This window comes from Ferruginibacter yonginensis, assembly GCF_042651465.1.
Taxonomy (GTDB): Bacteria; Bacteroidota; Bacteroidia; order Chitinophagales; family Chitinophagaceae; genus Ferruginibacter; species Ferruginibacter yonginensis.
Genome location: NZ_JBHSCZ010000002.1, coordinates 819,995 through 843,544 on the forward strand (window position 1 = coordinate 819,995; position 23,550 = coordinate 843,544).

At 34.3% G+C, this 23,550-nt stretch carries 22 protein-coding genes; 5 read left to right on the top strand and 17 right to left on the bottom strand.

Translation table 11 applies throughout. The annotated features are described in order from the left end of the window. Positions 1-122 precede the first annotated feature (122 nt). Positions 123-1,247 carry an AI-2E family transporter gene (locus ACFOWM_RS10805; protein WP_379709834.1) on the top strand — a complete coding sequence of 375 codons (1,125 nt, stop codon included), beginning with the start codon at positions 123-125 and terminating at the stop codon, positions 1,245-1,247. On the opposite strand, the gene ACFOWM_RS10810 is transcribed toward ACFOWM_RS10805, so the two are convergent. After that, positions 1,244-2,791 carry a YifB family Mg chelatase-like AAA ATPase gene (locus ACFOWM_RS10810; RefSeq protein ID WP_379709836.1) on the bottom strand — a complete coding sequence of 516 codons (1,548 nt, stop codon included), beginning with the start codon at positions 2,789-2,791 and terminating at the stop codon, positions 1,244-1,246. The two genes, ACFOWM_RS10805 and ACFOWM_RS10810, sit on opposite strands and share 4 nt — an antisense overlap. A gap of 95 nt (positions 2,792-2,886) precedes the next feature. Here ACFOWM_RS10810 and ACFOWM_RS10815 point away from each other — a divergent pair, with 95 nt between their 5' ends. Then, positions 2,887-3,714: an MBL fold metallo-hydrolase gene (locus ACFOWM_RS10815; protein WP_379709838.1), complete on the top strand. Its 828-nt coding sequence runs from the start codon at positions 2,887-2,889 to the stop codon at positions 3,712-3,714. A gap of 5 nt (positions 3,715-3,719) precedes the next feature. Here the strand turns inward: ACFOWM_RS10815 and ACFOWM_RS10820 are convergent, their stop codons facing one another. Next, on the bottom strand, positions 3,720-5,036 hold the full coding sequence (locus tag ACFOWM_RS10820) for a MutS-related protein (protein WP_379709841.1): 1,317 nt from the start codon (positions 5,034-5,036) through the stop codon (positions 3,720-3,722). A gap of 14 nt (positions 5,037-5,050) precedes the next feature. After that, positions 5,051-6,397, bottom strand: a complete 1,347-nt coding sequence (locus ACFOWM_RS10825) for a dihydroorotase (protein WP_379709844.1) — start codon at positions 6,395-6,397, stop codon at positions 5,051-5,053. 45 nt (positions 6,398-6,442) lie between these two features. Here ACFOWM_RS10825 and ACFOWM_RS10830 point away from each other — a divergent pair, with 45 nt between their 5' ends. Continuing rightward, complete coding sequence (locus ACFOWM_RS10830; protein ID WP_379709846.1) at positions 6,443-8,167, top strand: capsule assembly Wzi family protein; 1,725 nt, start codon at positions 6,443-6,445, stop codon at positions 8,165-8,167. A gap of 49 nt (positions 8,168-8,216) precedes the next feature. On the opposite strand, the gene porT is transcribed toward ACFOWM_RS10830, so the two are convergent. Together porT and ubiE are read right to left on the bottom strand one after the other, a co-directional pair. Further along, positions 8,217-8,951, bottom strand: coding sequence for a type IX secretion/gliding motility protein PorT/SprT (gene porT, locus ACFOWM_RS10835; protein ID WP_449267377.1), 735 nt, complete (start codon positions 8,949-8,951; stop codon positions 8,217-8,219). Next, the gene (gene ubiE, locus ACFOWM_RS10840) at positions 8,924-9,667 is read right to left on the bottom strand and encodes a bifunctional demethylmenaquinone methyltransferase/2-methoxy-6-polyprenyl-1,4-benzoquinol methylase UbiE (protein WP_379709851.1); all 744 of its coding nucleotides are present in this window, start codon (positions 9,665-9,667) and stop codon (positions 8,924-8,926) included. The genes porT and ubiE overlap by 28 nt, the downstream gene beginning before the upstream one ends. A 101-nt stretch (positions 9,668-9,768) precedes the next feature. On the opposite strand from ubiE, the gene yihA reads away from it, so the two are divergent. Then, positions 9,769-10,428 (top strand): ribosome biogenesis GTP-binding protein YihA/YsxC, encoded by a 660-nt coding sequence (yihA, locus tag ACFOWM_RS10845; RefSeq protein ID WP_379709853.1) that lies wholly within the window; start codon positions 9,769-9,771, stop codon positions 10,426-10,428. Positions 10,429-10,562: 134 nt separating this feature from the next. Here the strand turns inward: yihA and ACFOWM_RS10850 are convergent, their stop codons facing one another. The 9 genes from ACFOWM_RS10850 to ACFOWM_RS10890 all read right to left on the bottom strand — a co-directional run bounded on the left by ACFOWM_RS10850 (position 10,563) and on the right by ACFOWM_RS10890 (position 19,485). Further along, positions 10,563-10,925 (bottom strand): CoA-binding protein, encoded by a 363-nt coding sequence (locus ACFOWM_RS10850; protein ID WP_379709855.1) that lies wholly within the window; start codon positions 10,923-10,925, stop codon positions 10,563-10,565. A gap of 21 nt (positions 10,926-10,946) precedes the next feature. Then, positions 10,947-11,360, bottom strand: coding sequence for a thiol-disulfide oxidoreductase DCC family protein (locus tag ACFOWM_RS10855; protein ID WP_379709857.1), 414 nt, complete (start codon positions 11,358-11,360; stop codon positions 10,947-10,949). Beyond that, the gene (locus tag ACFOWM_RS10860) at positions 11,361-11,885 is read right to left on the bottom strand and encodes a GbsR/MarR family transcriptional regulator (RefSeq protein ID WP_379709859.1); all 525 of its coding nucleotides are present in this window, start codon (positions 11,883-11,885) and stop codon (positions 11,361-11,363) included. 119 nt (positions 11,886-12,004) lie between these two features. Further along, positions 12,005-13,639: a pyruvate dehydrogenase complex dihydrolipoamide acetyltransferase gene (locus ACFOWM_RS10865; protein WP_379709861.1), complete on the bottom strand. Its 1,635-nt coding sequence runs from the start codon at positions 13,637-13,639 to the stop codon at positions 12,005-12,007. 78 nt (positions 13,640-13,717) lie between these two features. Beyond that, positions 13,718-15,526 (bottom strand): DNA polymerase III subunit gamma/tau, encoded by a 1,809-nt coding sequence (gene dnaX / locus ACFOWM_RS10870; RefSeq protein ID WP_379709863.1) that lies wholly within the window; start codon positions 15,524-15,526, stop codon positions 13,718-13,720. Positions 15,527-15,585: 59 nt separating this feature from the next. Next, positions 15,586-16,752, bottom strand: coding sequence for a hypothetical protein (locus ACFOWM_RS10875; protein WP_379709865.1), 1,167 nt, complete (start codon positions 16,750-16,752; stop codon positions 15,586-15,588). 36 nt (positions 16,753-16,788) lie between these two features. Further along, positions 16,789-17,679, bottom strand: coding sequence for a sterol desaturase family protein (locus ACFOWM_RS10880; protein WP_379709867.1), 891 nt, complete (start codon positions 17,677-17,679; stop codon positions 16,789-16,791). 35 nt (positions 17,680-17,714) lie between these two features. Continuing rightward, complete coding sequence (gene frr / locus ACFOWM_RS10885; protein WP_379709869.1) at positions 17,715-18,278, bottom strand: ribosome recycling factor; 564 nt, start codon at positions 18,276-18,278, stop codon at positions 17,715-17,717. 88 nt (positions 18,279-18,366) lie between these two features. Then, the gene (locus ACFOWM_RS10890; protein WP_379709872.1) at positions 18,367-19,485 is read right to left on the bottom strand and encodes a glycosyltransferase family 4 protein; all 1,119 of its coding nucleotides are present in this window, start codon (positions 19,483-19,485) and stop codon (positions 18,367-18,369) included. Between the two features lie 244 nt (positions 19,486-19,729). Here ACFOWM_RS10890 and ACFOWM_RS10895 point away from each other — a divergent pair, with 244 nt between their 5' ends. Beyond that, positions 19,730-20,563, top strand: a complete 834-nt coding sequence (locus tag ACFOWM_RS10895) for a transketolase (RefSeq protein ID WP_379709875.1) — start codon at positions 19,730-19,732, stop codon at positions 20,561-20,563. A 61-nt stretch (positions 20,564-20,624) separates the two neighbouring features. On the opposite strand, the gene ACFOWM_RS10900 is transcribed toward ACFOWM_RS10895, so the two are convergent. Genes ACFOWM_RS10900 through ACFOWM_RS10910 form a run of 3 tightly spaced genes read right to left on the bottom strand, consistent with a single transcriptional unit; the run spans position 20,625 to position 23,419 of the window. Then, the gene (locus ACFOWM_RS10900; RefSeq protein ID WP_379709877.1) at positions 20,625-21,188 is read right to left on the bottom strand and encodes a DUF6705 family protein; all 564 of its coding nucleotides are present in this window, start codon (positions 21,186-21,188) and stop codon (positions 20,625-20,627) included. Positions 21,189-21,229: 41 nt separating this feature from the next. Then, complete coding sequence (locus tag ACFOWM_RS10905; RefSeq protein ID WP_379709880.1) at positions 21,230-21,814, bottom strand: DUF6705 family protein; 585 nt, start codon at positions 21,812-21,814, stop codon at positions 21,230-21,232. Positions 21,815-21,823: 9 nt separating this feature from the next. Further along, complete coding sequence (locus ACFOWM_RS10910; RefSeq protein WP_379709882.1) at positions 21,824-23,419, bottom strand: hypothetical protein; 1,596 nt, start codon at positions 23,417-23,419, stop codon at positions 21,824-21,826. Positions 23,420-23,550 lie beyond the last annotated feature (131 nt).

Sequence of the window (23,550 nt, forward strand, 5' to 3'; positions counted from 1 at the left end):
AATTTCGTATAAATTGACGGAAAGGCAGAAAATGAAATAAAACTGAACAAAAAATAATCAAAAGTTCATCTTATGAAAAGAAATATTATGTTTGATAAACTAACTGTAAATCTTGAATAATTATGAGTAATAGCCAACAGCAATATCCATTCTATTTTAAAAGTACCATTATTTTATTTGGTATTTCGTTGGTTTGTTATGCCTTGTTTGTATTGAGTGATATTTTGGCACCTATTGCCTTTTCGTTAGTAATAGCCATTTTATTAAACCCGATGGTAACCAAATTACAAAAACGGGGCGTCAATAAAATTGTAGCTATTAGTTTAGCAATTGGTTTAGCATTTTTGATAGTGGCCGGTATTATTTATTTTATAACCAACCAAATTGTAAACTTTGGCGATAACCTGCCACAATTAAAATTAAAGTTCAATGAAAACTTAGCCAATGTGCAGCAATGGTTAAATACTCATTTAAATATTACTATTGCCAAACAACAAAAACTAGCCAATGAGGCTTTAAATAGTAGTCAAGCTTTATTAGGTAGAACTGTTGGCGGTGCATTAGGCATTTTAAGTCTGATTTTTTTGATACCGATTTATGTGTTTTTGCTATTGTATTATAAAACACTTATCATTAATTTTTTTCATGAAGTATTTGCAGAAGAAAATTCAGCAAAGGTTTCAGAGGTTTTGGGCGCAACAAAAGCAGCTATTCAAAGTTATATGGTTGGTTTGTTATTAGAAGCGTTGGTAGTTGCTGTATTAAATTCTGTGGCATTAATGATTATTGGGTTAGACTATGCCATTTTAATTGGAGTAATTGGGGCATTGCTGAACATGTTACCTTATATTGGTGGCATTATAGCTATTGCATTGCCTGTGATATTAGCTAGTGTTACCAAAGACGGTTATAGCACACAGTTAGCAGTAGTGATATCGTATATAGTTATTCAGTTTGTTGATAATAATTTTTTAGTGCCTTTTTTAGTATCATCAAGGGTAAAAATTAATGCGTTTTTTTCGGTGTTGGTGGTTTTGTTGGGTGGTGCACTATGGGGTATATCAGGTATGTTTTTGTCAATACCATTTGTGGCAATTCTAAAAATTATTTTTGATCGCTTGCCCGAAATGAAACCTTGGGGTAAATTGTTGGGTGATGAAGTACCTACACGACATAAAGGAGAAATTTGGCAGCGTAAGCGTTTGAGACAAGAGGCGTCAAATCCCGAAAAAGAAAAAAGCCTTTAACCACCCCAACTCTCTCTATCCAAACTTCGGTATTGTATCGCTTCGGCAAGGTGTTCGGGTTTAATATCAGTACTGTTGGCTAAGTCGGCAATGGTTCTACTCACTTTTAAAATTCTATCATAAGCACGGGCAGATAGGTTTAACTTTTCCATTGCTATTTTTAATAAGTTTTGGCCAGCGGTTGATATTACACATATTTCTTTTAAAGTGTTACTACTCATTTGTGCGTTGGCATACACACCCGTTAATGATTTGTACCGCTCCGCTTGTATCGCTCTTGCCTGTATTACCCTTTCTTTAATACGTTCACTTTTTTCGTATTGGGTAGTTTGCGATTGTAGTTCATTTAAAGCAACAGGTGTTACCTCTACATGTAAATCAATTCTATCTAATAAAGGCCCCGATATTTTGTTGAGGTATTTTTGCACAGCACCGGGTGGACAACTACATTCTTTTTCAGGATGGTTGAAATACCCACAAGGACAAGGGTTCATTGAAGCAATCAACATAAAACTAGCCGGAAAATCAATCGCTATTTTTGCTCTTGAAATAGTTACCCTTCTTTCTTCCATGGGTTGCCGCATTACTTCTAACACTGTTCTTTTAAACTCAGGTAATTCATCTAAAAACAATACACCATTATGTGCTAATGATATTTCACCTGGTTGTGGGTTACCACCACCACCTACTAAAGCTACATCAGAAATAGTATGGTGCGGACTCCTAAATGGTCGTTTATTTACCAACGTTGCGTTTTCTGGTAACTTACCTGCCACACTATGTATTTTTGTAGTTTCTAAGGCTTCGTATAAACTTAACGGTGGTAAAATGGTAGGTAAACGCTTAGCTAGCATGGTTTTGCCAGCGCCTGGTGGTCCTATTAAAATGGCATTATGTCCACCAGCAGCTGCAATTTCAAGGGCACGTTTAATATTTTCTTGTCCTTTTACATCACAAAAATCAATATCGAATTGGTTTTGGGCTTCGGCAAAGGCTGCACGTGTATCAACAGTAGTAGGTGTAAGCGACTTTTCATCTATAAAAAATTGTATTACTTCATTAATATGCGAAACACCATATACTTTTAAATTATTCACCATAGCGGCTTCCATGGCATTGGCTGCTGGCACAATTAATCCTTCAAAACCCTCTTTACGTGCTTGAATAGCAATGGGTAGTGCACCTTTAATGGGACGTACAGCACCATCTAAACTTAACTCACCCATAATTACAAAACGCTCCAGCCTTGCTATATTTTCTATTTGTTCAGTAGCACCTAAAGTGCCAATGGCTATTGGTAAATCAAAAGCAGCACCTGTTTTTTTAATATCAGCAGGGGCTAGGTTCACCAACAATTTGGTACGAGGCATAAAATACTGGTTGCTTTTTATGGCACTCTCAACTCTTTGTATACTTTCTTTAACGGCATTATCGGGTAGCCCCACAATAAAATAATGTTGCCCTTGGTTGGTTACATTTACTTCAACGGTAATAGTGATAGCATCAACACCATATACAGCACTTCCATAGGTTTTTACTAGCATCAGATTAAATTTTAACTAAAGTAATAAAAATGTGGGGAAAATAATGTTAGTTATACAAATACACAAGTAGCACTAATTTTCATTTTCTTTGTAGCATGAGTTTATATGTAGCCTCGTTAAACAGTGGAAGTAATGGTAATTGTTACTACGTAGGCAATGAACATGATGCGGTGTTGGTAGATGCAGGTTTGGCTTGTAAAGAAATTGAACGTAGGTTACTTAGTTTACAATTAAAGGTTAGCAACATAAAAGCAATTGTGGTATCTCATGAGCATATTGATCATGTACGTGGCCTGGCTGGTTTATCCATTAAATACCAAATACCGGTGTATGTAACCAAGGCAACCATGCAAGGTTGCTATCACTTAAAAGATACACCCATTGTACATTTTGAAAAAAACGATACATTTAATATAGGTACGTTGCAAATAAAGGCATTTGCAAAATACCACGATGCTGCTGACCCTACAAGTTTTAATATTACCTACAATGCCGTAACTGTAGGAGTTTATACAGATATTGGTAAAGTTTGTAACAATGTAATTAAACATTTTAAGCAATGCCATGCCGTTATTTTAGAAGCTAATTATGATACTGCCATGCTTGCTAATGGCAAATACCCTATTTTTTTACAAGATAGAATAAGGGGCGGCAATGGGCACTTAAGCAATACGGAAGCGTTCAATTTATTTATACAACATCGTACGCCCAAATTAACACATATTATACTGGCACATTTATCGAAAGATAATAATGACGCTACCTTGGTGCAGCAACTTTTTGAGCAAAAAGCTGAAGGTGTTCAAATAAGTGTTGCTAGTAGGTTAAAGCCCACTACTTTATACCATATAGGGGCTACGTATCATAAAAAACGCAAATCAAAACCGAAATATGTTCATGAATTGCAATTGTCATTATTCTAATTTGTTTACAATCTTCCTAACATATCAACCACACCTTCTTTTTTTAAAATAAGATAACCCAAACGGTCGTTACTAATACCATCTTTAAGTAGATAACTAAAACTTAATTGATCATTGGTAACGGCCGTTTCAAAGTAATTAAAAGTAATATTTGGGTGCACTTTTAACTCATGCCCAATTTCATACAAATGCGTTGATAAAATAAACAATGAATTTTTTACTTTTAATAAACCGCCTATAACTTCGCTACTGCATTTCATTGCATCTTGCACGTTGGTGCCTTTAAAAAGTTCATCAATTAAAATCAACCATTTTTTACCATCACTCACTTTTTTAATAGTTGCTTTTATGCGTTGTACTTCATTAAAAAAATAACTTTCGCCTTTGGCAATATTATCAATTACGTTTATGTTACTCAAAATGCCATCAAAAAAACTCAATTGCATTTGTTGTGCAGGTACGCCCATGCCCGTATGTGCTAAGTAAACAGCCGTACCACAAGCTTTAATAAAAGTACTTTTGCCAGCCATATTAGCCCCTGTTAAAAATAAAAAGTTTGTTGTTTTATTAAGGGTTACATTGTAACTCACAGGGTTATTCAACATTAAATGAAACAGTTTGTTTGCTTGTATAAAAGGTGTATCTGTTTCAACAATTTCGGGCATACACAAATTGAATTGTTGAGTCGTTTTTGCCATACCAAACCAAGCATCTAATCTTCCAAAAATGTTTAGTAAATCATACATTTTTCTTTTGTATTGGTACAATAAAAAGTACCCAAGTTGTAGGGTTTGGGCTGCATTTAATTCAGCCGCTGTTGTTTTTTTATGGATGATGTTGAATGCTGATTGATGTAGTAATTGTTGTGCATTTGAAAGTTGTTCTTTTAAAGGGGCAGGTGTATCATCATGCAACAACAATGCTACCAACTGTTGCATACCTTTTATAAAATCGAAACAGTGCTTTACAGAATACTTTACCAGCGTAAAATCATGGCTATGTAATATTTTGTAACTGAAAGTATTTATGGGTGTAGGTTTTTGTGGTATTGCATCAATTTGTGCATCATAAAACCTTTCTACCACCATTATTGTACCGTTTGATATACACGTTGGCCATTGTTGCAGGTGTTGTATAATTGTAGTTATGGTTTGTTGTATGGCTCTTATAGCTTGTGCATTAGGCAATGGAGTGGCTATGTATTTGCGTAATTGCTCCCTGCCCCTAACTGTTGTGGTAGCGTTAATTTTATTGAAAATAGAAAATTCATCTTCTTTATCAAAAATCACTAAATCATTTAGGGTGGTTTTATCTATTTCCATACTGTATTGTAATGTTAAAATGATCGATCAAATTGTATGCGACTACCTTTGTGTGATGCATTGATGTGGCCATTTCCATAAACGATATTGCCATTAACCATTGTTTGTTCTATTGTAGCAGGAAACGTAAACTGTTCTAATGGGCTCCAACCACATTTGTATAAAATATTTTCTTTTGTTACGGTGTAAGGTTGGTTGAGGTTTACCATCACTAAGTCAGCAAAATATCCTTCCCTAATAAAACCACGTTCTTTAATTTGAAAACAAGTAGCAACAGCATGGCTCATTTTTTCAGCAATTTTTTCTAAACTAATATAGCCTTGTTGGTGGTAGTGCAACATAAGTTGTAAGGAGTGTTGTACTAATGGTAAACCTGCATGTGCTTTTTCGTAAGGCGGCTCTTTTTCACTAAGTAAATGTGGTGCATGGTCAGTGGCAATTACATCGAGGCGATCATCTAACAATGCTTGCCACAGCGCTTTGGCATTTTTAGGGCCTTTAATAGCAGGGTTACATTTTATTTTATAACCCAAAGTATCATAATCTGTTGCGTTAAAATGTAGGTGATGTACACATACTTCGGCTGTTATACGTTTATCTTTTAACGGTAGCATATTGCCGAATAGTTGTAATTCTTTTTCAGTTGATATATGTAAAATGTGTAAACGACTATTATATTTTTTTGCAAATTGAATAGCGGTTAACGATGATTCAAAGCAAGCTTCATCATTTCTTATGATAGGATGATCAGCCGCTTCTAAGTTTGGTTTAATTGCTTTTTGATGAGCATATCGTTCTGTAATAATTCTTTCATCTTCACAATGCGTTGCAATTAAAACCTCACTGTTGCTAAAAATAGCATCAAGCGTAGCATGGTTGTTTACCAACATATTACCAGTGCTACTACCCATAAAAATTTTTAAACCACATATATCATTTTTTAGTTGGTTTACTTTGAGTGCTTCTTCTTTGTTATCATTACTCACACCCATAAAAAATGAATAATTTGCGGCTGATGTTGCAGCGGCAATTGCATATTTTTCTTCTAACAACTCAATGGTAAGTGCATTTGGTATGGTATTAGGCATTTCCATAAACGTGGTAACACCACCTGCAACCGCTGCCCTGCTTTCACTTTCAATATTGGCTTTGTGGGTAAGCCCTGGTTCTCTAAAATGCACTTGATCATCAATAACTCCAGGAAAAAGGTGTTTATTTTCACCATTAATTTCTATTACGTTGCCTTTTTCTGTAATATTGGGAGCAATTTTTTCAATTCTATCATTTTTAATCAACACATCTGTTGTATCAATTTTTCCTTCATTTACGGTAAGTATGTTTTTAAAAAGATACTTTTGCATACAATTATTCGTTAGAGTTATAATTATCAAAAAATACTAAACTACATGCAAATTATTAAAAGCTTTATCAAATTAATGGTTTTTGTTTGCCCATTTACTGCCGCAGCACAATCAACCTATTTAAACCAAGGGTCAAGAGAAGCACATTTTATTGATCGCATGGAAATAAAGCAGCAATACAATACAGATTTAAATTTTTCAACTTTACGCCCTTTCAACCGTAAGTACATTGTAAAAGAAGCTACTTTTTTAGATAGTGCACGTATGGGCTACAGCGATAGCATGGGGGTTGATAAATTTAAAGAGTGGACCGACCTTGATTTAACGCCAGTAGATGAATATAATTTGCAAAGTTTACTCATGAACAATAGTGAATGGGTAACTACACCAAAAGAAAATTTTTTAAGTAAGAAGCCTCTTTTTAATACATTCTATAAAACGAAAGCTAACTTTTTAGAAGTTAATAATAAAGATGTATTTATTGCCATTAACCCTATTTTACAAATTCATCAAGCTGTTGAGCCAGGTTACGATGAAGGCATATTTTTAAACTCAAGAGGTGTTAGCGTACGTGGCCTCATTGGTAAAAAAATTGGCTTCTCCACTTTCTTAACAGATAACCAAGAAAGAGGGCCACGTTTTTTTCAACAGCAGGTAAATCAATACAATGCAGTGCCTGGTGTAGGTTTTTATAAAGAATTTAAAAAAACAGGGGTTGATTATTTTGATGCTCGAGGATATTTTACTTTCAATGTAGCCAAGTTTATAGATGTACAATTTGGGCACGATAAAAATTTTATTGGTAATGGTTACCGCAGCTTATTTTTAAGTGATTGGGGTAATAGTTATTTGTTTGCAAAACTGAACACAAAAGTGTGGAAGTTTAATTACCAAAATATTTTTATGGAGTTAACACCCCAGTTTAGAAAAAATAGAAGTAACGATACACTCATTGACAGAAAATATGCAGCCATACATCATTTGAGTATGAACGTTACGAAGTGGTTGAATATTGGTTTATTTGAGGGTATTGTTTTTGGTAGAAAAAATAGATTTGATTTTCAATACCTCAACCCAGTTATTTTTTACAGACATGTAGAGGGCTCAGTAGGTAGCCCTGATAATGCCTTGGCCGGTATTGATTTTAAAGCAAATGTTGCACATAGGTTACAGTTTTATGGCCAGTTTTTGTTAGATGAGTTTATTTTAGGTGAAGTTAAAAACAACCCTACTAGTTGGGTAAATAAGTTTGGTATACAAGCAGGCGTAAAATATGTAGATGCATTTGGTGTTAAAAACTTAGATGTGCAAGGTGAGGTAAATAGGGTACGTCCGTTTACTTATAGTCACAACGATTCTATTTCAAATTATACTCATTATAACCAACCTTTAGCACACCCATTAGGCGCTAATTTTACAGAGGTTATTGGCATTGCTCGTTACCAACCTATACCACGTTTAACTATTGATGCTCGAGCTATTTATTACCAGCAAGGGTTGGATAGCGCAGGTATTAATTTTGGTAGTAATATTTTTGAGTTAAACACAACCCGTATAAAAGATAATGGTTTTAAAGTTGGTAGCGGAGCAAAGGCAACCTGTTTTAATGGTACGATGTTAATTTCATACGAATTAAAAACCAATTTGTTTTTAGATGCTTCTTTACAACATAGAACCTACAGTATTGCTAACCTTCCCGGTCAAAGTAATACTACTTTGTTTACAGCAGGTATTAGATTGAATATGTTTAAACGTCAATACGATTTTTAAGAAAATATAATCATAATAAAAAAAGGCAAACTTTTAAGTTTGCCTTTTTTTATTCGACTGTAAGTGATAAGGTGATGGACCTTGAGTTAAGCCGATCAATGGTATTTGAATATTTTAAACTATTGTTAGGTGATAATACATTTTTTAAACCGTATGTTACTTTTAACTCAGGCGTAAGTACAAATACAGGAAAATATATATGGAAGCCAATACCTGCTTCAGCAGCATAATCTAGCTTTTGTAGCGTAATAATTTCATCGTTATTTTTTTTGCCAGCATTGGCTGCCAAATCATACTCCACTCTGCCACCGGCTAGCATGTACACTTTAAAATTGGCGATTCTATCACTTGAAAATTTAAGTTGTAGAGGAAAAGCCAACGTAATACCTTGTACCTTTTTTGTAACCACACTGTCTTCTTTACGAACCCTATCGGGCTTACTAAGCGTATACTGAAAGGCTTTTTCAGTAAATATTAAATTGAGGGGTTGGGTACGTATATCAAAATGTTGGTTCAAATTGAGGTTCACCATCCAAGCCAAATTAATACCGGTACTGTTGATACTTTCAATCACATTTACACTATCAAAACTTAAAAATTGTTTGCTATGGCCAATGTTGTAATGTGAACGGTTAATACCAAAGTTGATACCGAATCGTATCAACTTTTCATCATGATCAATTAGGTTAATACCATCACGTAATTGGGCTTTACTCAAAATGGGTAAAGCCAATATAATAACGGTTAAAGAATAAGTTATTTTGTTCCGCAATAGATGCTGCATATACCTAAGCTCAATGGTTTATTAATGGTTTGTGTAAAACCTACTTTTTCTAAAATATTCAAAAAATCTTTTCCTTCAGGAAACTTTTGAATAGATTCATCTAAATATTTATAGGCTTCTTTATTTTTAGAAAAAAGCTTGCCAATATTGGGTGAAATTGCTTTCATATAAAAGTTATAAAAACCTTTAACCAGCGGTGTTTTGGGCCTACTAAATTCTAACACTACAAGTTTACCACCAGGCCTTAGTACTCGTCTTATTTCTGACAATCCTTTTTCTAATTGTTGAAAATTACGAACGCCAAAAGCAACTGTAACTGCATCAAAACTATTATCGCTGTATTGTATTGCAGCACTGTCGCCGTTGTATAATTGAATAACAGTTTGTACACCTGCGGCTTCAATTTTTTTACGACCAATATCCAACATACCATCACTAATATCAATACCGATAATATTGGCTGGCTTTAATATTTTTTCAGTCATTAAAGCAACATCGGCTGTACCTGTTGCTACATCTAAAATTTTCTGCGGATGAATGTCTTTTAAATAACTAATAGCTTGTTTGCGCCAGCGCACATCAATACCTGCGCTCAAAAACCTATTCAAAAAATCGTAGCGGTGGGCAATACTATCAAACATATTTGCCACCTGATTTTTTTTACTCTCCTCAGAATCCTTATATGGTACTATTGTATCGTGATCGTATTTTTCCATCTTACTGCAAATATAAGTTGTTTAAAACAGCCATCAATTGCACAAGTTTGTATTTGATGCACATATAAAAGTTAAATTTGCATATATTTTAAAATAAAGTGATGCATATTAAAAGAGCTGTTTACGTAATTAGTAGTCCTGATTTTGAAAAGTGCCCTCAGCCTGATAGGCCTGAGTATGCATTTATTGGGCGAAGCAATGTGGGTAAATCATCGCTCATAAATATGCTGTGTAATAATGATAAATTAGCTAAAACATCGGGTTCGCCAGGTAAAACACAAATGATCAATCACTTTGAAATTACCAGTAATAATGGCGAAGAGGGTAAAAAAGCAGTAGCCGATTTACAATGGTATTTGGTTGATTTGCCGGGGTATGGCTTTGCAAAAGTGAGTATAAGTAGCCGCCGTAAATGGGAGCAAATGATTGAAAATTATTTACGCAAACGTGAAAACCTTACCCAACTTTTTGTTTTAATTGATGCTAGGCATTCACCTCAAAAAATTGATTTAGAATTTTTAGAACAACTTAAAAAATGGCAAGTGCCGTTTAGTTTGGCATTTACGAAAAGTGATAAAGAATCGCAACGTATTGTAAGTAAAAATGTAAAAGATTTTTTAGAAGCAATGCGCCAAACTTGGCAATTTTTACCAAGGCATTTTGTTACAAGTGCCGTAAAAAAGCAGGGGCGTCAAAAACTGTTAGATTATATTGGAGAAACCAATGACGAAATATTGTTGACAGCCGAAAAGAAAAAATAAAGGGAATCGGTCCCTAACACCGACTCCCTTAGCATTAACACATGAATCTACCTTACTGCGTTAAATGTTTTATTTTGTCTTACGCAACTAAAACGCATTTTTAGTAGAATTAGTATATTATCATGATAGTTTTTTTAAAATTGATTGGTTGCTAATAAAACCAATGTGCAGGCTTCTATAGTTTGAATACCTTTTTCAGTTGCTATTTTTTCAAGTGTTTTATTTTCTGTGCCTGGGTTAAATATAATTCGTTTAGGATGTAACGATAAAATATAGTCATAATATGGTTGCTGATTGGTAGGGTTGAGGTACAATGTTACTGTATCAACATCATTGATATCAGGTGTTTCTTTTATAATAGGTGTATCGTTAATGGTACCTATTTTATTGCCAATAGCCACTACAGGGTGTTGGTGCAGTTGTAGTTTTTTTACTGCCATATTGCTGTATCGTTCTGTATTGGTAGAGGCTCCTAAAACCATTGTCTTCTTTTTCATAATATCATTTTTGTAGCATTGTTAACTTAAAAATTTGCTAGCTAGTTGTGGGCTTGGTAACATACAAACCTCTCTTTTCCCAAACCATTTATACCTATTTTTTGCAATAACATCGTACACTTTATTGCGTATAAAAGCAGGCACAATCATAAAGGCGTATAATAATTTAATTGGCCCATTTAATTGCTGTGTTATTTTTAATGCAGCGGTTGATTGGGTATAAGTTTTGTTATGTTGAATTAACACAAACGAACTAAAATTGCTGGTTGGTAATTCATAAGTTTTTAGTAATTGTTGCCCAATGGCAGATTGTAATGAAGCGAATTTGAAAATATTTTTTTTATCATGCTTAATAATGAATTGAACTGAGTTGTTGCATAAATTACAAACTCCATCAAACAAAACAATTGCGGTATTATTGGTTAAATTATCCATTTACTTAAAAAGTTTTATTACAGCATTGATAAACCGGTTTTCTTCAGCTTTGATCATTACATCAATTAAACTATCGGCATGGCTGCCTAATTTTTTTATATCGCTTACTACTTTTAAAAACTGCTTACTTTCATCATCTTTAGGGTTGTCAATATTTTCAAGTTGTCCTAATAATTTCAGCATAGGGTCTAACTCTCTTTTTTTACGTTCTTTAATAATTTGAGTAGCTACTTTCCATATATCTTTATCTGCTGTAAAATATTCTTTTCGTTCACCCGGTACTATAACACGTTCTACCAACCCCCAACTAATTAAATCACGAATGTTCATGTTTACATTGCCTCTGCTAATGTTGAGCTGTTCCATCATATCATCTTGCGTTAATGGTTGCTCACTAATCAATAATAATGCATGAATTTGAGCCATAGTACGGTTGATGCCCCATTGGGTGCCAAATGCGCCCCAGCTATTAATGAATTGTTGTTTTGCTTCTGTAATGGTCATAATACATTGAAAAATGAACATTAAAGTTAGTTTAGTTTATTGAGTTTTCAATAAATATTGAAAATATTAACGTTGTATACAACTATGTGCAACAAAAAAGCCTTCGTAAAAACGAAGGCTTTTAAAGAATTAAAATATAGTTACACCAGCATGGTTACTGGGTTTTCAATGAATTTTTTCAGTGTTTGTAAAAATGCAGCACCTACAGCACCATCAACACTTCTATGATCGCAACTGAGGGTTACTTTCATAATGTTGGCTACGGCGAACTGGCCATTTTTACTAACAACGGTTTCTTTAATAGCGCCAACGGCTAAAATGCAACTATCTGGAGGGTTGATGATGGCAGTGAACTGCTCAATATCCATCATTCCAAGGTTAGATATGGTGAAAGTGTTGCCACTAAATTCGCTAGGTTGTAATTTTTTATCTTTTGCTTTACCGTATAATGTTTTAGCATCGGCAGCAATTTGTGATAATGATTTTTGATCAGCAAATTTTATAACAGGTACAATTAAGCCGTCAGGCAATGCCAAGGCAGAACCAATATGTATATGATTGTTGATTCTAATGTAATCGCCCATCCAACTGCTGTTTACATCGGGGTGTAAACGTAATGCTGATGCAGCTGCTTTTATAAGCATATCGTTGAACGATACTTTAACCGGACTAACCTCATTAATTGCTGCACGTGCAGTAATGGCATTGTCCATATTAATTTCCATCGTTAAGTAAAAGTGTGGCGCACTAAATTTACTTTCACTTAAGCGACGTGCAATGGTTTTACGCATTTGCGTTAATTGTAAATCAGTGAAAGATTCTTCACCTTGTACCGCATTCGTAATAGTGGTCGTTGCTTTTGTAGGTGCAGCAGCAGGTGCCGCTGTTTCTTTAAAGCCTTCAATATCTTTTTTTGTAACACGACCACCATCGCCAGTACCAGCCACTTTAGTAATATCTACACCTTTTTCAGCAGCCATTTTTTTAGCAAGTGGCGAAGCTTTTACCCTATTGCCATCGGTACTGTTGTTAGTTGTTTCAGTAGTTGCAGCCGCTGTTGCATTTTCTGTAGCTGGCGCTTCGGTTGAGGCAGGTGCAGCACTGTTATTGGCTGCGTTAGCACCACTTTTTTCGGCAGCAATATATGCACTTACATCAGTACCTGGTTTACCAACAATGGCAATAATTTCATTAATTTTTGCAGCGTTTCCAGCTTCAACACCAATGTACAATAACGTTCCATCTTCGTAACCTACTACTTCCATAGTAGCTTTATCAGTTTCCACATCAGCTAATACATCATCCGCTTTAACTTGATCACCCACTTTTTTGTTCCAAGCAACAATTTTACCTTCTGTCATGGTATCGCTTAAAAGCGGCATTCTTATTTCTTTTGCGCCAGCAGGTAAACTCACTTTTGCTGTTGATGTTACTGCTGCAGGCGCAGGTGTTGTTTCAACAGGTGCTGCTGCTGGGGCTGTTGTAGCCGCCACTGGAGCAGCATTTTCACCATCTAATAAATGTTTATAATCTTCACCATCTTTACCTACAATGGCAATAATTTGATTGATTTTTGCAGCTTCGCCAGCCGGAACACCAATGTACAACAACGTTCCATCAACGTAACCATTTACTTCCATAGTGGCTTTGTCTGTTTCAACATCAGCCAATACATCATCTGCCTTTACTTTATCGCCTACTTTTTTATTCCACGCCACAATCTTCCCTTCTGTCATCGTATCGCTCAATAGCGGCATCCTAATAACTTCTGCCATAATATTATAGTTGTATAATTTTGCTTCGAAATTAATGCAAAAAAAATAAAATTGATTTGCATTGTTTAGTTTATCAATTTAATAGTCTAATTCAAGGTTTAAACGGTCTCTAAATTGCTTAATTAACGGGTATTTTGATACTAAAATATCCCATTGTTGCCTTTTGGTTAATGCTTTTGTTTCATCTACAGGCTGCTCTTCATCCATTGTTTCTTCAACAATGAGGTTGTATTTTAAAAATTTATTATTGAAACGTTGCTGTAAAAAATTAATTAAACCCGATCGCTCTTGCTCAATAAATTTTTGTTGAAAACTACTACCAGTGATGATGTTGAAAGTGTTTTCATCCGTTAATTGCACATTTGCTGCTTTAAACTGTGTAACAAAAGGGTGCTTTTTTTGCTCTTGTAATTTTTCAATGTACAATTGCCAAGCCTCTTGTAAATGTTCGTTGGTTAATGCAATACTTTGGTTGTTTTGATTACTTTCTGCCAACAGCCTTTCTCTAATTTTTGATAAAGAACCTAGTCCTGGTTTTTTGGTGGTTGTGTTACTAGTTGTGGTGTTTGAAGTAGCAGCTGTTTTTGTAGGAATTAATGGCTGTTTTTCTTGTTCAATAGTAAGCGTAGCTTCAGGTTGGGTGTTTACTTGTGCCGACGTATTTTTTGGAGCATTCACCACCGCTGTTGTGGTAGGCAATTTTATAAACTGTATGCCTTTAAATGCAATAGGTTTTACTGCATCAACTCGTTTTTTTTTTGATAAGCCTTCGCCATCGTTGCTCAACTCAATTGCTTGATTGAGGTAACATAGTTTTATGAGTGCCATTTCAACTGAAAGACGTTTGTTACGAGATTGTTTGTAGTTGATGGCTGCATCGTTCATACAATTGATGGCGCTGATAACCCAACTTGCTGAAAGTTCGGTAGCAGCTTGTATGTATTTATTTTTAAAATCAGTAGCAACATCTAGCAGCATAGCGGCTTTCGCATCTTTACTTACCAAAAGATTTCTAAAAAATTCCAACAAACCTTCTAAAAAAGTATCACCTTCAAATCCCTTTTGATTGATGGTATCAAACAAAAGTAAGGCATCAGTAAGTTGTTGGTCGATGGCGTATTGCAGTAGTTTAAAAAAATAGTCTTCATCAAGAATATTCAGGTGCTCAAGGGTATTGCTGTAATTGAGTTGTCCGCCAGTAAAGCTTACAATTTTATCTAAAATACTCAACGAATCTCTCATACAACCTTCACTTTTTTGGGCAATGATGTGTAAGGCTGCATTTTCTGCAGTGATATGTTCTTTATCGCAAATTTCTTTGAGATGTTCAACAGTATCGTTTGTGGTGATACGTTTAAAATCAAAAATTTGACACCTACTTAAAATGGTAGGTAATATTTTATGTTTTTCTGTTGTTGCTAAAATGAAAATAGCAAAGGGAGGCGGCTCTTCTAATGTTTTTAAAAAAGCATTAAAAGCTGCTTGGCTGAGCATGTGTACCTCATCTACAATATATACTTTGTATTCGCCAGCTTGTGGTGCAAAACGTACCTGATCAACCAAACTGCGAATATCATCTACCGAGTTATTACTAGCAGCATCAAGTTCATGTATATTGAGTGATGTACCATTATCGAAAGAAACACAGCTATTGCAAGTGTTACAAGCTTCGCCTTCGGCTGTTTTGGTTTCGCAGTTGATTGTTTTTGCTAAAATACGGGCACAAGTTGTTTTACCCACACCTCTTGGTCCGCAAAACAAAAAGGCATGTGCTAGTTGATTATTAGCAATGGCATTTTTTAGTGTAGTGGTAATATGCGATTGCCCCACCACGGTACTAAAATTTTGTGGCCTGTATTTTCTAGCTGATACAATAAACTTCTCCATAATGGTAAAATGAACATGCAGTGATATGGCTGAATGTTGTAAAAGGTAAAGTTACAAATTTATAAAATGGGGTGGCGTTCAAAAGGCATGTTACGATCAAATATATACCGATAGGTGCATAAATTTCGGCTCCTAAAAACTGCTCCTAAATTGCTAGCTATGTTAAGCATTTTGGGGTTAAAGTCGCCAATCCATTGCATTTCGTACTCTGTATAAGGGCTTTCTGGCGATTGAATATAACGAGCAGCTTCGCCAATAAGGTATGCATCAACACCTTTACCATGCCACTCAGGTACTACGCCAAAAACCAACCCAGCAAATTTTTTATTTTTTTTGAATTGTTTAATGAATAAAAATTTGAGTTTTTGAATGAGTCCGAATTTTCCATGTAAATATTTAAACCACTGGTTTAAATCGGGTATGTTCACAAACAAAGCCACTGGCTCTTTTTTATAATATACAAACGTGATGATTTTTTCATCCATCACTGGTTTCATTTTGGTAAACATGCTTTTAACTTGTTCAAAACTTATTTGTTTTAACCCACCATGGCCAGCCCATGCTTTGTTGTACACGGAAGTAAAATCTTGAGCGTATTTAGCAATATTATTTTTGTGTAAGTGGTCAGATGAAAAGTTTGCATCTTTTTGTAACTCTTGGTGCCTACTCCAAATTTTAGGATCGAGGGGCGATTTTGGGTGCATGCTGAAACATACTTGTTCAAAAAATACTTTAAAGCCATAGTTTTCGAACAGTGCAACATAATATGGTAAGTTATAGTTCATGCAATACATGGGCTCCATAAAACCTTTGTTTACCAAGCCCCACCAACGATCTCTCTCACCAAAATTAATAGGACCATCCATTGCCTGCATGCCTTGTTGTAAAAGCCATTGCTTGGCAGTATCAAATAATAAATTAGCAACTAATTGGTTATTGATGCATTCAAAAAAACCAACACCACCAACGGGGAATTGATCGCCTTTATTTTTATATTTTGAGTTGGTAAAAGCTGCAATACGGCCAACTACCATTCCGCTTTCATTTTTTACAATCCAACGTTCGAGTATACCATTGCGGAAGGTTTTGTTTTTTGTTTTATCAAAAACCTCCATTACATCTTTATCCAATGGTTGTATCCAATTTGGATCATTTTTGTAGATGTAGAGCGGTAATTTAAAAAATGCTGCTGCATCGGCTGCAGTAACTACATTTATAATTTGCATGGTATAAAAATACTTTAAAAAAGCAACAACAAAGGGTTAATTTAAGGGCAGCTCTTTACGTAATTGTTCGGCTGTTTTTGATGAACCATCGTGGCTCCAACCCGGGGGCATAAAAAGGTATTTTAATTTGGTGGTAAATGGAATGTTACGTTGCCAATCTGCATATATATTTTTCCATTCGTGCCAAACATGGTTGAAAGGGTTGTGTGGCTGTTCAATAGGTTTTGTAAGCCCATATTTTACAGGTTCTTCAGGTAGTTCATCTTGAAAAGTACCAAAAAGTTTATCCCAAATAATGAGGCACATTCCCATGTTTTTATCGAGGTAAATGATGTTGCTTGCATGGTGCACTCTGTGGTGCGCTGGTGTTACAAATATAGCTTCAAACCAACGGGGCATTTTTTTAATGTATTGGGTATGTACCAATATACCATAGGTTTGGGTAATGGAGTACATAAACACAATATCAAGAGGGTGAAACCCTAACAAAGCTATTGGTAAAAAATATATAAAACGATAAACGGGTTGAAAAACTGATGATCGAAAACCTGTGGTTAAATTAAATTCTTCTGATGAATGGTGGGTAAGGTGTACTGCCCAAAAAAGCCTGCAATAGTGGTCAATTCTATGTTCAACATAAAAAGCAACATCTTCTAAAATGAACAATAAAAACCAGTATAGGTAAGGGTTTTTAATTTCGAAAATATGATGGTGGTATGTAAACTGTAAAACACTCACATAAAAAGCCCAGCGAAGTAACAAATCTAAACTGCCATTCATTAAGGTGAGGTATACATTTTGTAACACACCTTTTAAACTATACCATTTTTTATGACCCCAATTACTTAGTAAAATTTCTGCTCCTATAAACAATATATAAATAGGAACAGAAATCAGTAAAAACCAAGTTTCTCTAGTTGATTGCATGAGGTTATAATGTTAGTTGTTGCTACACATCAAAACTAAATAGCCATAATTTCAACTTCCTTAGCGGCTAATAATTTGTCAACTATTACAATATGTTTATCAGTGGTGGCTTGGGCTGCGGTTTCGGCATCCTTACATTCATCTTCACTAGCACCATCTTTTTGTAATTTTTTGATTTGCTCTATCGCATCTCTTCTGATGTTGCGGATTGATACTTTGGCTTGTTCGCCTTCAACACCACATTTTTTTACCAATTCTTTTCTTCTTTCTTCAGTAAGTGGCGGTAAAAATAAGCGGATAGAAACACCATCATTTTGTGGGTTTATACCAATATTGGCAGCTATGATGGCTCTTTCAATAACTTGTAACATGTTTTTTTCCCATGGTTGTACTGATATGGTACGAGCATCTAGTGTTACAATATTAGCAACTTGGCTAATTGGTGTTGGGCTACCGTAATAATCTGCAGTAATACCTTCAAGCATAATAGGATTAGCTTTACCTGCTCTAATTTTTGCTAATTCAGCCTCTAAATGGTTAATTGCTTTACTCATTGAAGCTGCTGCATCTGAAACTATAATATTTAATTCTTCTGCCATAATGTAAATGTAATTGGGTGCAAAGCTAAAAAAATCTGATGTGTTATCATCAGATTTTTATTTTATTAAATTTAATTGGAATTAAATTTTAGTCTAACTCAGCAGTTTCTGGTACTAAGTTGAAAATTTTATGTGTGGTGCGTATTTCTTTTTCTTTTACAGGCTCATTAAACGATGATTTTAGGTTTTTTCTGAGCATGTAAATAATACCAATAAATAAAAAGCCTGTTAATAATAGTATTGCAACAATAGCTGTACAATTTAAATGACGAATAGCAAAAGCCAACGCCATAAAACCTACCGCTGCTGCACCAAGGCTAAGGGTAATTTTTTTATGTGAAAAACCTAAATCAAGTAAGTAATGGTGAATATGTATCCTGTCTGGGTTAAAAGGTGATCGCCCTTTTGAAATGCGTAACCCAAAAACCCTTAATGTATCAAACAATGGTATCATTAAAATGGCGAAACCTAATGCAGGAGCTGCATTGAGTGCATATGCATTTGTTGTACCGCCAGCAACATTTATGAATTTTATTACTAATATGGAGTTGATTAAACCTATTAAAAGCGAACCAGTATCACCCATAAAAATTTTAGCAGGTGAAAAGTTGTAAATTAAAAATCCTAAAATAGCACCTGATAGTGACAATGCCATTACAGCATAAGCTAACTCACCAGCCAAATAAAAATATATGCCAAATGCCACACTAGTTAATAGGCCAAGGCTACCTGCAAGGCCATCAACACCATCAATTAAGTTAAACGAATTGGTAATAACGATTATGGTAAAAATAGTTAAAAACACACTGGCATAATAGGGAATGTTATGAATACCAATAAAGCCATGCATATTATCAATATACAAACCTCCAAATTTCATAACAATACCAGCGGCGATTAACTGACCTATAAATTTTTTATTGGCAGAAAGTACTAAAATATCATCTTTAATACCTAGAAAAAATATTACAATGGCGGCTGCTGCAAAATATTGTAACTCTTGCACAGTTGGTGCACCCATTAAAGTTGCTACAATAAAGCCTGCAAAAATACCCAGCCCACCCAATGTAGGAATAACGGCTTTATGAACCTTTCTTTCATCGGGCTCATCAAACAATTTTTTGCTTTTTGCTATTTGAATAATAACAGGTATCGCAAAAAAAGTGACGAAAAATGCTAAAATTGTACTAAGTATTAATTGCTGCATAAAGGGTTTGTTGTTCCACAACCTAACAAAGGTATAAAATATGTTGTTAAAACATATATTTTAACTTGTTTATACGGTAATGTTTACGTAAAACTAATATTGACACTTTGTATTTTTACTAACGTTCGTTTTTGCTGATTATTTTGTTAGTCAAAATAAAAATGAAGGATATGCTTTAAAAATCTATCATTTCATTTACGTTTGCAATGCAAAAATACAACCACCTATAACTTTTTTTTATAAAATGAACCCATTAGTAGCAACAGCCACACAAATTAGAAGAGATATTGTACGTATGGTACATGGTGTACAAAGCGGTCACCCCGGCGGCTCTTTAGGATGTACTGACTTTTTAACTGCCCTTTACTTTGATGTTATGACACACAACAAAGATTTTGATATGAACGGTAAAGGAGAAGATTTGTTTTTTTTAAGTAATGGACATATTTCCCCAGTATGGTATAGTACACTTGCCCGTAGTGGTTATTTCCCTGTGGCAGAGTTAGCAACCTTTCGTAAACTTAACACTCGTTTACAGGGGCACCCAACCACACATGAGCATTTACCTGGTGTAAGAATTGCTAGTGGCTCATTGGGCCAAGGTTTAAGCGTAGCTATTGGTGCAGCAGTTGCAAAAAAGTTAAATAAAGATGCTCATTTGGTATTTACATTAATGGGCGATGGTGAGTTAGAAGAAGGACAAAACTGGGAAGCCATTATGTATGCCGGTAGTAAAAACGTTGATAATTTAATTGCAACGGTTGATGTTAACGGACAACAAATTGACGGTACAACTCACCAAGTAATGGATTTAGGTAGCCTCCATGCAAAATTTGAAGCCTTTAAATGGGAAGTAATGGAGATGGATGGTAATGATATGGATGCTGTAGTTGCAGGTTTACACCATGCTAAAAGCTTAACTGGCAAAGGCAAGCCTGTGGTTATTTTAATGAAAACAATAATGGGTAAAGGCGTTTCGTTTATGGAAGGTACCCACGAATGGCATGGTATAGCACCTAATGATGAGCAATTGGCCAAGGCGCTAGCTGAATTACCAGAAACATTAGGCGATTACTAAAAATATAAAAGCCGCTGCAAAGCGGCTTTCTTAATGCTATATGTTTATCATAATTAAAAAACTATGGCTGTTTTACTAGAACGATATTGTTAGGTATAGTAAAAATAGGGTCAAAAGTACCATTGGGGTTCGATAGGTCTTCGCTAATAACCGTACCATCTAAATTTATTAAACCAAAACGTTCTTCATTTATTTGTTTTAAAAGTAAAGTAGGTGTATTTGTATTTTGATATGTAAGTTTTAACTCTACACCCTTTTGCTTTGTAACATCTCTCATATAACCACTAATTACATCATAATTATTGGAAAAGCAATCTACATTAACAGATATTTTTGGCTTATATAAACTATTTGTCAATAATTCGTTTAGTTCTGTAGTATTATCAAAAATAGTATTGTTACTAATTTTTACTTTTAACACACCATGTACTTCATCTGCTTGGTAAGACTCACCATTTGCAAAATTCGTTGTAATATGTTTTTTCTTTAAAATCAATATTACTTCTGTATTACCATTACTATATTTCCAAGTACCCTCAAATTTATTTAATTGAGGGTAAAAAATATTATCGCCATTATCAGGGTATTGAGCATAGATTATATGGCCAATAAAAATTAAAGCCAAAAATGCGAACCACTTTAATATTAAATAAAAAGCATATTTCACTACGGTTGTTTTATAAGTACAATGTTGTTAGGTATAGTAAAAGTAGGGTCAAAAGTACCATTGGGGTTCGATAGGTCTTCGCTAATTACTGTACCATCTAAATTTATTAATCCAAAGCGTTCGTTGTTTGATTGCCTTAGGTGTATACTCGGTGTATTGGTATGCTGGTAGGTTACATAAATAGTTATACTTTTTTGCTTAATATCATCATGCGAATAACAATAAATCAAATCGTCATTATTCATATCGCATTCTTTTTTAAAAACAAATCTGCATCTATAATTATTATCGTTTATTAAACTATTTAGGTCATTCAAATTACTGTAAACTGTTATATTGTTTACTTTTACACTTAGTACGCCTAGTATCTTATCGATTTGGTAAGATTCACTATCAGCAATATTTGTTGTAATGTGTTTTTTCTTTAATATCAATATTACCTCTGTGTTGCCATTGCTGTACTTCCATGTACCTTCAAATTTATTTAATTGAGGGTAATAAATATTATCACCAGCATTAGGGCATTGGGCATATATTAAAGTTGTAAAAAAAAGAACAATTGATAGTAGTATTATTTTTTTCATTTTTATAAATTAATTACAAGGTGTAGGAATAACATTATTTTGATTGTCCAAAGTGAGTTTTGAAAAAGATGTAAAATCAGCATTAGCTTTTAAAACAGAAATGCCTAATTGCTTTTTCTTTACCCATTTTAAAAACTGTGTTTCATAGATTATTGGATTGGTGTTAGGCTTAATTTCATAACTTTCTTCAAAGTTTTCTTTGTTTACTGGATCATTGACAATATCCCTCATAGCATTACGAAATTGTTCTACATCATCTATACTAATAAAATAAGCGTCGCCATTACTATTAATCATACCTAGTACAAACCTGTTTAAATTAACCAAATCTCTACCTGATGCATCTTTATATCCATCTATTTCTGCCAACGAAATAACATCGCCTGGCGAAAAAATAGGCAACGTTTTTATTCCTAAAGCTGCTAAAAATGCATTGTTTGGGTGAAAATGCACCATCATTCTTTGAATAGCATTCGTATATTTTATTTCTCCTTTATTTTCTAAACTAATTACGGGGGGTATTTGCCCTGGTAAAGGCATTGTAATGGGGGCGCCACCAATTGTTCTAAAAGTAACCCCAGTTTCGTAATTAAAATTATTGCCATTGGTTTTTAAGTTTATTAAGGCTTGCCTATCATCTACATTAGCAGGATTTAACAAAAATTGAATTTTTTCGCAAGGCGACATTGGTGGTTCTTGATCTGGCTCAAAACCGCCGCCACCTCCACAACCACCATTGGCTGGTCTATACCATGTACCTTCAAGAGGGTTTGCTACAGTACCACCACCACAAGGGTTAGGTGATGAACCCCCACCTCCACCACTGCTACCACCTGTTGAACCTCCGCCACCACCTGGCATTTCTATCATTACATCATAACAAACTTCCATATCAAAAAACATGCCCCAACATACGCTACAACCGGTAGCCCAGTCGCAATGGGGTATGCATAAACTATTATTAGGAGTGCCACAGTGGTATCCTTGGTAAGTTACATTGTAACATTGTTCTACTGGTAGCATTAAATTATGTACAGCATAAACAGAATCTATTAAAATGTCAACCGTTGTAATATTTGAAGGTATATTATTTGCTGCAAAAGCAGTTGTAGGTATATTTTTAAATAATTTGTTACCAAAAGAGTTATAGTCCATTATTAAAAATATGTTCAACCAATTATTTTGTACATTAGCTGGTGCATTTTGGTTATGCATTACATTATAAAACTCAGTATTGCTCATTACTCTAAAAGTAAATGTACCATCAACCAATTCATCGGCTTTAATAAGGCCACTTAAATAAGCACCATTAATAGTTAATGGTATATATGCAGCCATTAAAGTATCTCCTTCGTTTGTGTTAGTAAAACTTTGGGCAATAGGTTTTAATGATATCAACGATTTATGCCACAACGGGTAACCTAAATTTTGTGGAATTTGTAGGGTTGTATTATTTGAAGCTACTTGCTTTTTTAATTTAGTAAATAATAGGTTCTGATAAAAAGTTAATACTTTATCATTTTTAAAAAATAAACTTGTATTAAAATTATTATTTGTTGTTTCATTGAATGCCGTTTTTTTACAGGCAACAAATTGTAATATCACTAAAGTTATTATAATAATAATGTTTAGACGGTTACTTTCATAGGTATGATTTAAAATTTATGTAAATATATAAATTTAATCATATTTGTAAAATTTATTAAATTTTACTTTAAATAAATGATGGACAATGG

Coding starts and splice junctions, on each gene's coding strand:
- ACFOWM_RS10825 (WP_379709844.1), bottom strand. CDS start 6,397: ATGCAAAAGTATCTTTTTAAAAACATACTTACCGTAAATGAAGGAAAA.
- ACFOWM_RS10820 (WP_379709841.1), bottom strand. CDS start 5,036: ATGGAAATAGATAAAACCACCCTAAATGATTTAGTGATTTTTGATAAA.
- ACFOWM_RS10890 (WP_379709872.1), bottom strand. CDS start 19,485: ATGCAGCAATTAATACTTAGTACAATTTTAGCATTTTTCGTCACTTTT.
- ACFOWM_RS10865 (WP_379709861.1), bottom strand. CDS start 13,639: ATGGCAGAAGTTATTAGGATGCCGCTATTGAGCGATACGATGACAGAA.
- yihA (WP_379709853.1), top strand. CDS start 9,769: ATGCATATTAAAAGAGCTGTTTACGTAATTAGTAGTCCTGATTTTGAA.
- porT (WP_449267377.1), bottom strand. CDS start 8,951: ATGCAGCATCTATTGCGGAACAAAATAACTTATTCTTTAACCGTTATT.
- ACFOWM_RS10895 (WP_379709875.1), top strand. CDS start 19,730: ATGAACCCATTAGTAGCAACAGCCACACAAATTAGAAGAGATATTGTA.
- dnaX (WP_379709863.1), bottom strand. CDS start 15,526: ATGGAGAAGTTTATTGTATCAGCTAGAAAATACAGGCCACAAAATTTT.
- ACFOWM_RS10850 (WP_379709855.1), bottom strand. CDS start 10,925: ATGAAAAAGAAGACAATGGTTTTAGGAGCCTCTACCAATACAGAACGA.
- ACFOWM_RS10810 (WP_379709836.1), bottom strand. CDS start 2,791: ATGCTAGTAAAAACCTATGGAAGTGCTGTATATGGTGTTGATGCTATC.
- ACFOWM_RS10860 (WP_379709859.1), bottom strand. CDS start 11,885: ATGTTCATTTTTCAATGTATTATGACCATTACAGAAGCAAAACAACAA.
- frr (WP_379709869.1), bottom strand. CDS start 18,278: ATGGCAGAAGAATTAAATATTATAGTTTCAGATGCAGCAGCTTCAATG.
- ubiE (WP_379709851.1), bottom strand. CDS start 9,667: ATGGAAAAATACGATCACGATACAATAGTACCATATAAGGATTCTGAG.
- ACFOWM_RS10880 (WP_379709867.1), bottom strand. CDS start 17,679: ATGCAATCAACTAGAGAAACTTGGTTTTTACTGATTTCTGTTCCTATT.
- ACFOWM_RS10855 (WP_379709857.1), bottom strand. CDS start 11,360: ATGGATAATTTAACCAATAATACCGCAATTGTTTTGTTTGATGGAGTT.
- ACFOWM_RS10830 (WP_379709846.1), top strand. CDS start 6,443: ATGCAAATTATTAAAAGCTTTATCAAATTAATGGTTTTTGTTTGCCCA.
- ACFOWM_RS10815 (WP_379709838.1), top strand. CDS start 2,887: ATGAGTTTATATGTAGCCTCGTTAAACAGTGGAAGTAATGGTAATTGT.
- ACFOWM_RS10805 (WP_379709834.1), top strand. CDS start 123: ATGAGTAATAGCCAACAGCAATATCCATTCTATTTTAAAAGTACCATT.
- ACFOWM_RS10875 (WP_379709865.1), bottom strand. CDS start 16,752: ATGCAAATTATAAATGTAGTTACTGCAGCCGATGCAGCAGCATTTTTT.
- ACFOWM_RS10905 (WP_379709880.1), bottom strand. CDS start 21,814: ATGAAAAAAATAATACTACTATCAATTGTTCTTTTTTTTACAACTTTA.